The organism is Chromohalobacter canadensis, from assembly GCF_034479555.1.
GTDB lineage: Bacteria > Pseudomonadota > Gammaproteobacteria > Pseudomonadales > Halomonadaceae > Chromohalobacter > Chromohalobacter canadensis.
The window spans coordinates 3581427-3595165 of the sequence record NZ_CP140151.1; the positions used below are offsets into that span (position 1 = coordinate 3581427).

Annotated in this window: 13 protein-coding genes; 3 read left to right on the forward strand and 10 right to left on the reverse strand. The window is 58.2% G+C overall.

Going from position 1 to position 13739, the window contains the following annotated elements; genetic code table 11:
• Window positions 1-56: 56 nt before the first annotated feature.
• Window positions 57-1172 (forward strand): glycine cleavage system aminomethyltransferase GcvT, encoded by a 1116-nt coding sequence (gene gcvT / locus SR908_RS16660; protein WP_097023753.1) that lies wholly within the window; start codon window positions 57-59, stop codon window positions 1170-1172.
• A 66-nt stretch (window positions 1173-1238) separates the two neighbouring features.
• Here gcvT and SR908_RS16665 read toward each other — a convergent pair whose 3' ends face one another.
• From SR908_RS16665 to SR908_RS16685, 5 genes are all read right to left on the reverse strand, one after another.
• On the reverse strand, window positions 1239-1805 hold the full coding sequence (locus tag SR908_RS16665; protein ID WP_097023752.1) for a phosphatase PAP2 family protein: 567 nt from the start codon (window positions 1803-1805) through the stop codon (window positions 1239-1241).
• The gene (locus tag SR908_RS16670; protein WP_246923635.1) at window positions 1777-2934 is read right to left on the reverse strand and encodes a glycosyltransferase family 4 protein; all 1158 of its coding nucleotides are present in this window, start codon (window positions 2932-2934) and stop codon (window positions 1777-1779) included. Before SR908_RS16670 ends, SR908_RS16665 begins: the two co-directional genes overlap by 29 nt.
• Before the next feature lie 131 nt (window positions 2935-3065).
• A complete protein-coding gene (locus SR908_RS16675; RefSeq protein WP_246923638.1) occupies window positions 3066-3983 on the reverse strand; it encodes a LysM peptidoglycan-binding domain-containing protein in 918 nt (305 codons plus the stop codon).
• The gene (locus SR908_RS16680; protein ID WP_246923641.1) at window positions 3914-4801 is read right to left on the reverse strand and encodes an acyltransferase; all 888 of its coding nucleotides are present in this window, start codon (window positions 4799-4801) and stop codon (window positions 3914-3916) included. The genes SR908_RS16675 and SR908_RS16680 overlap by 70 nt, the downstream gene beginning before the upstream one ends.
• Window positions 4802-4886: 85 nt before the next feature.
• On the reverse strand, window positions 4887-6836 hold the full coding sequence (locus tag SR908_RS16685; RefSeq protein WP_246923644.1) for an acetoacetate--CoA ligase: 1950 nt from the start codon (window positions 6834-6836) through the stop codon (window positions 4887-4889).
• Between the two features lie 482 nt (window positions 6837-7318).
• Here SR908_RS16685 and SR908_RS16690 point away from each other — a divergent pair, with 482 nt between their 5' ends.
• The gene (locus SR908_RS16690; protein WP_246923647.1) at window positions 7319-8665 is read left to right on the forward strand and encodes an MFS transporter; all 1347 of its coding nucleotides are present in this window, start codon (window positions 7319-7321) and stop codon (window positions 8663-8665) included.
• On the opposite strand, the gene SR908_RS16695 is transcribed toward SR908_RS16690, so the two are convergent.
• The 3 genes from SR908_RS16695 to SR908_RS16705 all read right to left on the reverse strand — a co-directional run bounded on the left by SR908_RS16695 (window position 8662) and on the right by SR908_RS16705 (window position 10810).
• Complete coding sequence (locus SR908_RS16695) at window positions 8662-9423, reverse strand: VOC family protein (RefSeq protein ID WP_246923649.1); 762 nt, start codon at window positions 9421-9423, stop codon at window positions 8662-8664. The genes SR908_RS16690 and SR908_RS16695 overlap by 4 nt on opposite strands.
• A gap of 159 nt (window positions 9424-9582) precedes the next feature.
• Window positions 9583-9855, reverse strand: coding sequence for a GrxA family glutaredoxin (locus SR908_RS16700; protein ID WP_246923652.1), 273 nt, complete (start codon window positions 9853-9855; stop codon window positions 9583-9585).
• Window positions 9856-9967: 112 nt separating this feature from the next.
• Window positions 9968-10810, reverse strand: a complete 843-nt coding sequence (locus SR908_RS16705) for an inositol monophosphatase family protein (RefSeq protein ID WP_246923655.1) — start codon at window positions 10808-10810, stop codon at window positions 9968-9970.
• Between the two features lie 151 nt (window positions 10811-10961).
• Between SR908_RS16705 and SR908_RS16710 the strand changes: the two genes are divergently transcribed.
• Entirely contained in the window at window positions 10962-11738 is a 777-nt protein-coding gene (locus tag SR908_RS16710) for a 3-hydroxybutyrate dehydrogenase (RefSeq protein ID WP_246923658.1), read from the forward strand.
• Window positions 11739-11750: 12 nt separating this feature from the next.
• Here SR908_RS16710 and SR908_RS16715 read toward each other — a convergent pair whose 3' ends face one another.
• Together SR908_RS16715 and SR908_RS16720 are read right to left on the reverse strand one after the other, a co-directional pair.
• A complete protein-coding gene (locus SR908_RS16715; RefSeq protein ID WP_040243412.1) occupies window positions 11751-12290 on the reverse strand; it encodes a response regulator transcription factor in 540 nt (179 codons plus the stop codon).
• 17 nt (window positions 12291-12307) lie between these two features.
• The gene (locus SR908_RS16720; RefSeq protein WP_097023744.1) at window positions 12308-13579 is read right to left on the reverse strand and encodes an ATP-binding protein; all 1272 of its coding nucleotides are present in this window, start codon (window positions 13577-13579) and stop codon (window positions 12308-12310) included.
• Window positions 13580-13739 lie beyond the last annotated feature (160 nt).

Consider the following 13739-nt stretch of genomic DNA (forward strand, 5'->3'; position numbering starts at 1 on the left):
GCTGTCTTGGGGGCGGCAATCGTCGCCCCTTCACGGATAACGACGAGGAAGCGACGATGTCCGACGACCTTCACCATACGCCGTTGCATGACATGCATGTCTCGCATGGTGCGAAGATGGTGCCCTTTGCCGGTTACAGCATGCCGGTGCAATACGCCTTGGGTGTCAAAAAAGAACATGAACATACCCGCCATGCGTGCGGCTTATTCGACGTATCGCACATGGGACAGCTCATCGTTTCGGGGCCGTCACCGGCGCGTGCCATCGAAACGCTAGTGCCGGCGGATATCGTTGGGTTGCCGGCAGGTATGCAGCGTTATGCGCTCTTCACCAGCCATGAAGGGGGGCTGCTCGATGACCTGATGATCGTCAATCGCGGCGAAGATCTGTATGTCGTCGTCAATGCTGCTTGTAAAGATCAGGATGTGGCGCATCTGCGTACCGGGCTCGATGCCGAGCATCAGGTGGAGGTGCTTGACCGTGCCTTGCTGGCGTTGCAAGGGCCACAGGCCAAAGATGTCATGGCGCGCCTGTGCTCCGATGCTTGTGATCTAGTGTTCATGCATCATGGTCAATTCGAAGCGCTTGGGACCTCGTTGTGGATCAGCCGCAGCGGTTATACCGGTGAGGATGGTTTCGAGATCTCCGTGCCTGTGGATGCCGCCGAGCGCCTCGCGACGTGGTTGCTAGAGCAGCCCGAGGTCGAGCCCATTGGCCTGGGGGCACGCGACTCACTGCGTCTGGAAGCCGGACTGTGCCTTTATGGACATGACCTGGATACCCGGACGACGCCCGCCGAAGCGAGCCTTATCTGGGCCGTGGGCAAACCTCGGCGCATTGGAGGTGAACGAGAAGGGGGGTTCCCGGGGGCCGATGTCATTCTGCCCCAGATCGATACCAAGCGGATCACTCGTAAGCGTGTCGGTCTGCTTGGTGAAGGACGAGCGCCGGTGCGAGAAGGAACCCAGCTTTATAGCGCCGAGGATCGTCATGTGGGCTGTGTGACATCGGGCAGTTTCGGGCCGACCCTGGGGAAGCCGGTCGCCATGGGGTATGTCGATATAGAATTCGCGGCGTTGGAAACGACTCTGTATGCCGATGTCCGTGGCAAGCGCCTGCCCATGCAGGTGTCGCGAATGCCGTTCGTGCAGGCCAAGTACTATCGCGGTTAAATACCCTGCCTTTTTATACCGTTACCTTAAAACCTCGAGTAAAGCTCGAGGTTTTTGTTTAACGTTCTAGCTCAAAGCAGGAGACCATTGCCCATAAGTCGCCCCCCAGAGCCCTAGTCGGGCGATGGTGAATCCCAGTATTGCCCCTGCGACAACGTCGCTGAGGTAATGCAAGCCTAGTATGACGCGTGAGGCGGCAATCAGTCCTGCGAGGGGAAGAACGACTACGAGTAACCATGGGGACGTCGCTGCAGTAAACGTGCAGAACATGACGGCGTGCAAAGTATGCCCGCTGGGAAAGCTGTAACGATCCATGGGTGGCATGGTGCATGGGATGCTTGAGAACGTGATATAGGGACGTTCACGGCAGAGGCGCGTCTTGACCAAGCGGTAGAAGAGGGCGCCTATCGCCGCGCATAGCCCCCAAAGTAGTGTCAGGCGCCAGCCTTCGCGCCCATATATGATCGGCTGCATCAATGCCAAGACCACCCAGGCTGGCCAGTCGCCGATACGGCTGCAAAACCGGAACAAGCCGTATACCAACCTTCGCTGGCTGAGCAGAGCGATGCGCTGACAGAGCTGCCATTCGAGGGAGTCCAGGCGCTCAAACGTGACCGGGGGACGAGATCGCATACGGGGCCTCCTGAGTCGCCATGATCAAATAAGTCAAGAAGCGTTCGCCGATGACATCCCAACCCAGATCGACTACTTTCTCCCTGGCCGCGACACCTGCGCGGATTCTGGCATTCGAATTTTGGCAGAGGCTCACGGCGGCTTGTACAAAAGCGTCATCGTCCGTCGCCTCTATCAAGCGTCCTTCGCGCCCATCTGTAATCAGTTCGCTTGCAGCGGCCTGATCAAAAGCTACCACGGGAAGTCCGCTGGCCATGGCCTCGGGGACCACATTGCCGTATGTCTCCGAGTGCGATGGGAAGAGGAACATATCCGCGCTGGCGTAGTGGCGTGCCAAGGTTTCCCCGCTTAGAAAGCCGGTAAAAATCGCCTCGGGAAGCTGGTGCTCCAGATGCTGCCTTTCGGGGCCATCACCGACTAGCACAGTCCGTAGCCCTGGGTGTGCCTCCTGCATTGCGCGTAGCGTACGCACAAGTAGCGGCGTATTCTTTTCGCCGGCCAGGCGTCCCGCGTAGAGGGCCACGGGCTGGTCGCCATCGACCCCCCATTGAGCTCGCAGATGAGCGTCGCGCCTGGCCGGGGAAAAACGCTGAGCGTCGATGCCACGTCCCAATACGTTCACGCGCTGGAAGCCACGTTGATATAAACGCTCGGCCTGAGCGCGGGTGGGCACGAGCGTCATCTGGCAGCTGTTATGAAAGTAGCGCAATCCCGCGCCCACGATGCCGCTGGCCCACCGCAAGTGATAGTTCGCCGCGTACTGGTCGAAATTGGTGTGGAAACCGCCGACCACAGGAATCGATAAATGGCTCGCCGTGGCCAGCGCGGCCCAGCCCAGCGGACCTTCAGTCGCGATATAGATGACATCGGGACGTGACTCTCGCCACAAATTTGATAAGCGCCGCCAGGCCGGCAAGCCGACCTTTACATCGGCATAACCAGGTAGGGAGAACGCACGAACTTGCATGTCACGCTCGGCGCGTCCTTCTCGGCCGCCTTGTTGGGGCCTAGGGCGCACTAGCTGCAGGTTGACGTTGCGGGTGGCGAGGTGATGGGCCAGTTGGTCCAGCGTGTGTGCCACACCGTTGATTTCGGGTGCCCAGGTTTCACTGACCAATGCGACTCGCATGATGCACCTCCGTGGCCTATCAAGACAGTGCCAGGTTCAAGCATCCTCATGACAGCAGTGCGACATCATCGTGACGATACGATGTCATCAACCGGGATTGCCGTGTTGTTGATGGGTCAAATATTTCTTGTTTAGCGTAGCACCTGTTTGGGGTCGACGGGTTTTCCGCCATGGCGGATATCGAACAGCAGGTCATAACGCCCTGTATCGTGTCGGTAACCGACATCGCAAACGGGCGTGCCTTGTTTGACCTCATCGCCATCTTCGACGAGTAGCCGCTCGCATAGGGCATAAACGCTTTGCATGTTGTCGCGGTGGTGAATGATCACCACACGTCCAAGCTGACGCATACTATCGGCAAAGCGAACGGTGCCGTCGGCCACGGCAAGTGCCTGGGTGTCGGCGGAGGTCGAGAGCAACATCGGCTGCAGGGTGCCGCGTGCATCGGTGCCGTAGGCACGTGCGATTTCATATTGTTTGAGTGGCCAGTGCCATGTCTGGGCGCTACCGGGCAACGCGCCTGGGTCGGGCAGCGTGCGACTTCGCGTCGCGGGCTTGGACGACGAGGACTGGGTCGTTGAGGCGGTGGTCGATGTAGAGCCTCCTAACGGAACCTTGACTAACTGGCCGACATCCAGGGCGTTGGCCGAAAACTCGGGATTCGCCGTTTGCAAGCGCTGCGCAGTGCTGCCAAAGCGCTTGGCGATACTCGAATAGGTGTCACCCGGGCGCACTTGGTAGCGATAGGGGCCGCTCCCAGGCGCGCGTTCGCGCTGGGTCGGCACCAGGATGCGTTGACCAATGGCCAGTCGACGGGCATCGATACCCGGGTTGAAGCGTTGCAAACGCAGCAACGGGATACCTGCCTGCTTGGCGATTTGTCCTAGCGTGTCGCCGCGTTGGATGGAGACCCAGTTGCCAGCGATATTGCCGCCACGATAGCCACCGGCGCCAGGCCCGCCAGCGCAGCCGGCGAGTATCAGGACAAAGAGGAGGAGGGAAACGATGCGAGCGCATGATCCTTTTCCTCCCATAGCGCGTTCAGCCATGAATGGAAGCGTTCCTTGTAATGCGGGTCCAGATGATAGTCGCCATTGCCCATCCAGGCGGGCACGTTGAGTCGGCGTGCCTCCATGTGTATGGGAGTTTCACGACCACATAGGAAGTGCCAAAAGTTGGGGGTTGCATGGCGGTAATGAAGCGTGACGTCGAGAATGCCGCTCAGGCGATCACCCATTAGACGTATTACCTGCGCGGTGCCGCCGGCCTTGGGGCGCAGCAGGTGCCGAAACGGACTCGCTTGCCGGTCGCGCTTGGCGGGGGTGAAGCGCGTGCCTTCGACGAAATTGTAGATCGTCATCGGCATTTCCCGCGCGCGCTCGCACATGCGTTGTGTTGCGCGGCGATCGCGTTCTGCCAACTTTGGCCGCTGGGTAAGCTCACTGCGTGCATAGCGGCGCATGAAGGGGAACTCGAGCGCCCACCAGGCGAGGCCGATGATGGGAATGAAAATCAGCTCACGCTTGAGAAAGAACTTGGGCATCGAGGTCCGTCCGTACAGCACGTACTGCATGACGAAGATATCCGTCCAGCTGCGGTGGTTGGCGATGACCAGCCACCACTGGCTGGGAGACAGCCCCTCGGGTAAGTGCGCGGTGATGTTTGGCTTGACCCAATGACGAATCCACCAATTATTGGTGGCGATCCAGGCCAGGGCGATGGCGTTGAGTCCCGCTAATACGCGTAGGCGTAACCGCCGCGTCGGCATCACGAGCTTGAGGAGCGTCAGCAGATAAAGCGGCACGCTCCAGAAAAGCGTATTGGCGATCAGCCACAGCACGCTTGTCAGCCCCTTGAGGGTCGCCATGCCGTTCTCCTTCAATGACTTGGCAACTTATGCTACTGGATCGTGTAGCAGCTGCCCAGTCTCGGACACGGCGATGGCATGTGTGTCACTCGGCAAGTGCAGGGAGATCGGCGAAAAGCTCAAGGGCTTCGGGGTTGGCCAGCGCATCGCGATTCTTGACGGGCTCGCCGTGAACGACGTTGCGCACGGCGATTTCGACGATCTTGCCCGACAGCGTGCGAGGAATATCTTCCACAGCGATGATCTTGGCAGGTACGTGCCGTGGAGTCGTATGCGGGCGCACCATGCGCCGGATTTCGTCGCGTTTGGCTTCGTCGAGCACGACATGGGGGCGCATGCGGACGAAAAGTACCACGCGAACGTCGTTCTGCCAGGCTTGGCCGATACAGAGCGATTCGAGCACGCCGTCTACCTTTTCGACTTGTCGGTAGATTTCAGCGGTGCCGATACGTACGCCACCGGGGTTGAGAACGGCATCCGAGCGCCCGTGGATGATGACACCGCCGTGGGATGTCAGTTCGGCATAGTCACCATGCGCCCAGATACCTGGAAAGGTCGAAAAGTAAGCGTCGCGATAACGCTCTCCATCGGGATCGTTCCAGAAGCCGGTGGGCATGCAAGGAAAGGGGCGTGTACAGACGAGTTCGCCCTTGTTACCGGTGACGCTTTGTCCGTGGTCATCGAAAACGTCGACGGCCATGCCGAGTCCACGACATTGCAGTTCGCCACGGTAGACAGGGCGAATCGGACACCCCAGGGCAAAACAGGACACGATATCCGTTCCCCCGGAGATCGAGGCCAGCATGAGATCGCGCTTGATCTCGGCATAGACGTAATCGAATGACTCATGGGGCAAGGCCGATCCAGTGGAGAGCAATGCGCGTAGCGGTGAAAGGTCCACTTGCTTGCCGGGCGCCAAACCTTCCTTTTCACAGGCTGAGAGGTACTTTGCGCTGGTGCCGAAAACCGTGACGCCCTCATCGCTGGCGATTTGCCATAAAGTGTTGGGGTTTGGCGCAAACGGTGACCCATCGTAGAGCAACAGCGTGGCGCCGGAGCCGAGTCCGGAGACAAGCCAGTTCCACATCATCCAGCCACAGGTCGTGTAATAGAAAAAGACATCGTCGGCGTCGATATCGGTATGCAGGCGGTGCTCTTTAAGATGCTGCAACAGGGTGCCGCCTGCCGAGTGGATGATGCACTTGGGGACACCCGTGGTGCCCGAGGAGTAGAGAATGTAAAGCGGGTGCTCGAAGGGCAGTGCTTGGAAATCGATTTCGCTGGCGTTGTTATCCAGGTAGTCGGCCCAGGCGATGGCGCGAGGGATACCATCGAGAGCCGGAGCGTCTTCGAGGAACGGGAAGACTACGACATGCTTGAGCGAGTCTATGGCATTGGCGATGTCGGCGATGCGCTCTCGAGTGTCGATGGCCTTGCCGTTCCAAGTATAACCATCGGTGGCGATCAATACTTTAGGGGCGATTTGCCCAAAGCGATCCAATACGCCGTTGAATCCGAATTCCGGCGAGCAAGAAGACCACACTGCACCGAGGCTGGCCGACGCAAGCAAGGCGATGATGGCGTGTTCGCTATTGGGTACGAAGCCCGCCACGCGATCACCTTCCGTGACGCCGCTCGCCTTGAGTGCGTAGGCCAGCCTGGCGACATTGTCGTATAACTCGGCATAGCTGATGACGCGCCGTCGCAGACGTTCATCGTGCACAATCAAGGCGGGATGTTCGTCACGCCGCCGCAACATGTTGGCGGCATAATTCAAGCGTGCTTGCGGAAACCACCGCGCGCCGGGCATGGCATCGGGACGCACCAGCACGTCATCGCCACGCCGTTCAGCGACGATGTCGAATTCATCCCAGAGGAGCTCCCAGAACGCGTCCAGGTGCTCGACACTCCAGGCATGCAGTGCCTCGTAGTCCGTTAGCGATGTGCCATGCTCACGGTTGATGCGCTGCATCAGGGCATACATTTGCGTGCTTTGTATGGCCGTCGTCGACGGCTCCCAAAGGGGCGTGGTCATGTGACCTCCGAGTCATCTATGCCGCCACCTGCCTTCAGGTCGACGCCATCTGGGGCGGCATGGGGACGCCGCGCGACGATGTGGCATTGCACCATGCGGTTATTAAAAACAAGTCGGTAACGTGCTGTCCACTCGACGAAAGGGGGAATGTGATAGCGCGGCGTGTGCACTCGGCGTCATGATGACAGTGGGATGATGAAAATCTGACCAATCCAAGGCGAGGTGGGAAGCGACAAGCCGGAGTAGTGTCTTCGACGCCTCTCATGCACAGCGTTATCCACAGTTTTTGTGGATGGTTTTTCTCATCCCCTGAACAGGACATATCTGACCTTCTATGCTGGACGGAGGTCAGCGATATCCTGGGAGGAGTGGATGTCGTCATGCCCGCTAACAGTTAGACTAGTGCGCTTGTCCGACACATTGCCAGGGCGTGTCTCAAAGAGCATGCCGAACTCATACGCCACTATCGCCAGGAGGTCGATTTGCGCAGCTTGCCCGCAACCCTACCTATTCTATTTCTCAGTGAAATCAGTTTCCTGCTCGGCCATGGCCTAATCATGACCTTGCTTGGGGTGCGTATGTCGCTGGAGGGATTTCCCTCGCAGATGGCGGGCTTGTTGATGTCGAGCTTCTCGTTGGGTTTCGTGATCGGAAGCTATCTGATCGAGAAGCGCATCCGCTCGGTGGGGCATATTCGCGTCTTTGCGGCTTGTGCGGCCGTGCTGGCGGTGACGGCGATGCTGCATGGGTTATGGGTGGATCCGTGGGCATGGTTGGTGTGGCGCCTATTCGGCGGTGCGGCGACTGCGGGCTTGCTGATGGTCATGGAGTCGTGGGTTTCGGGTGAGTCGACGAATGATAACCGGGGACGGGTGCTGGGTTGGTACCTGGTCATTTCCACCTCGTCCCTGGCCGTCGGCCAGTGGCTGCTCAATGTCGCCGACCCGGCGACATTCGTGCTGTTTTCGGTCTCGGCAATCCTGTTTACGCTGTCGCTGGTACCGTTGTCGATTTACCGGATTCAGGGGCCGACGCGTTCGTCGCATGAGGTTTCCAGCAAGATCTCGCTGCGAGAATTGTATCGCCGCGCACCGGTCGGGCTGGTCAGCGCCTTCACGGCGGGGCTGATGGTTCAGTCCTTTTTTGCGATGACGCCCTACTACGGACAGGAGATTGGCCTTTCGACCGCGCAAACGGCACAGTTCATGGCGATTACGACCCTGGTGGCACTGGTGGCCCAATGGACGCTGGGGCGTATCTCCGACCGTCTGGATCGCCGCAAAGTAATCTTATGTATGGCCTTGGTGATGGCAGTGTCCGGTGCCATGATTTCGGTGGCGGCACGGTTCGATTTCTGGGTGTTGCTCGTGGTGGCCTGCTTTCATACCGCGATGCTGCATACGCTTTATTCCTTGAGCCTGTCGCACACCAACGACTGGCTTGAGCCCGAAGAAACCATTCAGGCCAATGCCAAGCTGTTGATCTGGTATGGCATTGGCTCTGTCGTCGGGCCTTATAGCGCTTCTGTGATCATGGAAGTGTCTGGCCCGGATGGGCTGTGGCTGTTCTTGGGAGGTGCCGCGCTGGCCTTGGCAATGTTCGTCATGGTGAGGCTCTATAGCTATAAAGGGGGTTCTCCGGAAGTGGAGCAAGAGCCTTATGTGGCGGCAGTGCCCATGGTGGAGTCGACGCATTATCTCAGTGAGATGGACCCACGTTTCGAGCCTCAGCAATTCGAGCTCGATTTCGAGCCGTCCTACGCAGATGACTGGGCGGCGTATGACAATAGTGAGCCACAGCCTGAGGCGGAAGAAGAGGCACGATTCTAGGCGCTGAGCTCGCAACGCGTGTGCTGCGGCAACAAGAGTTCTGCTGCGCGCTCATGGGTTCCTGACAGTCGCTTCTGTACGAGTGCAAGGCCACCGGTAGTGATGCGATGTTCATCGCCGGCGGCGAAGACGGCACGCTGTGTACAGCAGGCATAGTAATGGTGGTCGAGCAGGGGAGAGATAGGAAGCAGTGTCTGATCTGCTGGCTTCAGCCCCGCGTCGGCAATCATGTCGGCATATTCAGCGATATCGTGTCCCAGCCGCTGACAATCGAAGCCGATGTGATGCATGCGAGGGCCCATGATTGCCAACCAAGCAGCGAGTGGGTGGGCTTCATGCAGTTGTTGGTAAGTTGCCCAATCAGGCATTGGCCAAGGGCGGCCTCGAGAAAGAAGATTCTGTCCCTGGCTGTCTTGTGGGTGAGCCCGGCTGATGAGCGCTTCCAAATGCTGGCGTGGTGCTGGTGTCAGCGTGTCCAGTTGCAGTTCGATGAGCACAATCCATGCATCGCCATTGCCTGGGCTTAGCACATTGGCCAGTATGCCTCGGTCGGCCATGGCGTGGCGACCCACGCGTCGATAACCGAAATGATAAAGCGCTGGAAGCAAGTGCTGTGCTTGGTAAGGCGCACGGTTGAGTGTCACCAGCACGCAATACTCGGCGCGGTTGTCGAGCGGCCAGAGCGATAAAGCTCCTATATCGGGATGGCAATGGATATAGTCGAGCCAAAGTTGCTGCAGGAATTCATCGCGTTGCATGACTAACACCTCGCCTCCTGTCGCAATGCACTCAGTGTAGTGCTTTCTCATTGCGTGGGCGGATGCGAATTCAACGTTCTTTGTCGCGTGTTTCTGGAAGGATGGTAAAGGGAGGCAACGCCAACGCCCGTGACGGTGGGGTTGGCGCTGAAAGTATCGTTAGCTCTGTGTCGCGGGAATCAGTTCATTATCGCGAACGTGTTGGTCGAACTCAGTGAAGCCGCCGATATGGGTCTGATCGAGGAAGATCTGCGGCACCGTTTCGACAGGCTTGCCGATGGTCTTTTCCATATCGGCTTGAGTGATGCCTTCTTCGTGGATGTCGATATAACGGAAGCCGAAGTCTTCGCGCGCTTCGCTGATCTGTTCAGCGAGTTCCTTGGCACGGACGCAGAAAGGGCAGCCGGGGCGGCCGAAAATCACTGCCAACATAGGGTTCTCCTTGAGTTAAGGGATTTGTATGCCATGAAATTGATGGTGTCATTGTTTCGGAATGGCTCATAGGGTGCCAATAGAGTCTTGCTACATATGCTATTGGAGTGCTCTATGGCAAATCCATCTGTGCCTCGATCTCGTCGAGCCGACCCTCATCGGCTTTCAAGAGGATATCGCGCAGCGCACCGTATATCCCCGGTGAGCCTACCAGTATGTTCTCCCCATACAGTTCGGACGGAATACGGTCGGGACACTGATAGAGATGCCCCGTCTTGGCGCCGGCTTCACGCGCGATCAACAAGCCAGCGGCAAAATCCCAAGGCGAGACACTTTCATAATACGCATCGAGGCGGCCGCAAGCGACGTGGCATAGATCCAGTGCGGCTGAACCGTTGCGGCGTATGTCGCGACAACTGGTGAGCACGCCGGCGAGACGGCGAAACAAGGGAGCACGCGCATCGCGGCGATAGGGGAATCCCGTAGCAACCAGACTGCGTGACAATTCACTCGCATTGCTGGTCTGAATGGGTTCGCCGTTCAGCCAGGCGCCTTCTCCGCGTAGCGCCGTGAACGTTTCTCCCAGGAAGGGGGCATGAACGACACCCAGGCGTAGCTTCCCCTCCGATGCCCAGGCGATGGACACCGCTACATGGGGATGTCCATAAGCAAAATTCACCGTGCCATCGATGGGGTCGACGATCCATACGGCGTCATTGTCTTCGAGAACATCGCGGTCTGGAGAAATTTCCTCCGTGAGACGCGCATCGTCTCGAAAATGAGCATCAAGCTCGGAAGCGATGATCCGATCAATTTCGACATCGGCGTCTGTCACGAGTTCGTCACCGCTTTTGTAGCGTTGCTGAAACGCTTGCGACTCGCGCGCCGCCACGATGCGTTCTCCTGCTAGCCGTGCAATACGCTCGGCTTCGGCAAGCCGTTGGGAAGGCTCCATGCGGTCTCCTCGGGTCAATGCGTTGCTACCTGCAATCTTGGCGTTAGTCTAACAGGCCTGCTGAATGGCGTAAGTGATGCGCCTTGCTGGCATACCTCGCAACTCACGTCTTATGCTGAGCATAGTTCGTCTCGTCATTGAGGAGAGTGCCATGGCAGCCCCTTCCACACTGGGCCATCCGCGTGTCGCAATCGTGACCGGCAGTTCCAGCGGTATCGGCGAAGCGGTGGTCAAACAGTTTTGCCAAGAGGGATTGCAGGTTTTGGCGGTGGATGCCAATCCGCAAGGCGTGGATATCGCAGAAGCTGCGGGTGCCGTCTTCTACCAAGCAGACCTCACCGACCCGGAGGCTTGCCGTGGCTCGGTGATGGAGGCCATCAAACGTTTTGGGCATGTCGATATACTGGTCAATAACGCGGGCATTCAGCACGTGGAGACACTGGAAGATTTCCCCGAAGCGAAATGGCGCCAGATCATCGATCTCATGTTGACGGCTCCTTTCTTGCTGACGCAGGCGGTATGGCCCTATATGCGTCAGGGGCAGTGGGGGCGGATCGTTAACATGGCATCGATCCATGCTAGCGTCGCATCGCCGGGCAAAGTGGGGTATGTCAGTGCCAAGCATGGTTTGGTGGGGCTGACGCGAACGGCGGCGCTGGAAGGTGGCGCGGCAGGCATCACGGTCAATGCTCTTTGCCCTGCCTACGTGCGCACGCCTTTGGTGGAACGCCAGATCGCGGATCAGGCGCGTCTCAATGGCATGGATGAGCAACAGGTGATCGAGGAGGTCATGTTGAAAAACGCCGCCATCAAGCGCCTTATCGAGCCCGACGAAGTGGCGGCGTTGGTCAGCTATCTGGCGTCGGAACAGGCCGGCGCGGTAACCGGGGCATGCTGGAACATGGATCTCGGATGGACCGCGCAGTAATGAATATGTCGACTAGCGCTTCACGGGGCGCTTTTGCAGTTTTCGCTGCAGCGTTCGGCGGTGCATACCCAGTGCACGTGCGGTAGCAGAGATATTGCCATCGTGCTCCTGTAGCACTTTCTGGATATGCTCCCAGGTCACCCGGTTCACTGAAGGCGGGCTGTCAGCGATGTCGATATCGGGATCACCGCCTTCTCGCTCCAGCGACGTCAGTATCTCGTCGGCGTCGGCTGGCTTGCATAGATAATTGACGGCGCCCAGTTTGATGGCTTCCACTGCGGTTGCGATGCTCGAATAACCGGTCAGCACGACCACACGACATGATGGAGCAAGTGCCAGCAGCTCAGGAAGCAGCTTAAGTCCTGAGGAGTACTCGAGCTTCAGGTCGAGTGTTGCCATGTGCGGTGGCGCCTGGCGTACGCTGGCCAGCGCTTCTTCTTCGGTCATGGCGGTCGTGACCTCGAATCCCCGCCGTCGCATGGCGCGCGCCATGACAAAGCAAAACTGTTCGTCATCGTCGATGATCAATAGCCGTTCGGCATCTGCTGACATGGTGTTCTCCGTTGCTTTCAGGCAGGGTCGCCTGCTGTCGCTCGTGGCAGCTTGACCTCTGTAAGCGTGCCGCCTTCTTCGTGATTGTAGAGACTGACGCCGCCACCGAAGCGGTTGATCGTGGCGTGGGTCAGAAACAGGCCGATACCCATGCCTTTGCTCTTGGTCGAAATGAATGTTTCGCCCAGTTGGTCGGCAATATTCATCGAGACCCCAGGCCCATGGTCGCGGATGTCGATGATGACGTCATCCTGTGTCCAGTCGAGCAAGATGGAAATATCCATGGGATTGGCGTCGGCAGCGTTGTTGAGAAGGTTCATGATCGCTTGTTCGAGGGTGGTATCGGTGGCGATATAAGGAGTGCCACGCTTACCTTGTATATCGATGCGATGGCTCACGTCGGGACGCAATACCAGCCAGCGTTGCAGAACATTGCGTAGCCACGTTTCAGCTGCGGCGATCTCAGGCTTGGCCAAGCGCCGTCTATCGGCATTGGCCACGAGTGTTTGTAGGCGCGCCTTGCAGGTGTCGACTTGTTGTCGCAATAAATCGATGTCCTCCACGAGCAGGGTGTTGTCGCGCACTTCCTCTCGCATATCGCTGAGTAGCACTGCCATGGTGGACAAAGGCGTGCCCAGTTCGTGGGCGGTGCCGGCGGCCTGTGTGGCCACGGCGAGCACCTGTTCATTGCGCAATGCCGTCTCGCGGGTACGTGAGAGTGTGAGGTCGCGTCGCCGCAATGCGTGTGCCATCTTGAAGATGAAGAATGTCACGAGACCGGCGGACAGGCTGAAGTTCAGCCACATACCGATGATGTGCAGGCGAATACCTGTGCCCACGAATCCATTGCTTAACTGTGGGACAGGCTCGTAAAACAGCATCATGGTGGTGTAACTGGCCAAGGAGGCAACGGCGATGACCCATGCGAAACGCCAAGGGAGTGTTGCTGCGGCGATGGTTACCGGGACGAGATAGTAGGTGATGAAGGGGTTGGTGGATCCGCCCGTGTAGTAAAACAAGAGGCTCAAGCCGACCACATCTATCAATAGATGCACGAGATATTCGATGTCAGTCACGGCCCTTGGGCGACCCAGCCGCCACCAAGTGGCGACGTTAACCAACCCCATGGCAATGATGACCAGGATGACGGGCAGCACATGTAGCTGAAAGCTCAGTACTTCTATCCCGAAAATGATCGCCCCTAGAAAACCAGTCCACGTGATACCGCGCACGATGGTCAACCGCACCAGATTGCGGTTGGGGGTAGATAGGGGTAAGGGCTGATGCATGGAGGCTCCCGGCGTGCGATACGAATGGCATGATAACCGATAGACGGAAGAGCGACAGCCACACGGGGAGGGTAATAATGCCGCACCCAGCACTCACGATATAACAAGCCGAGAGAGTGTCATCTCTACTCTTTATGAAACCCCTTGCATTCGCGCCGGC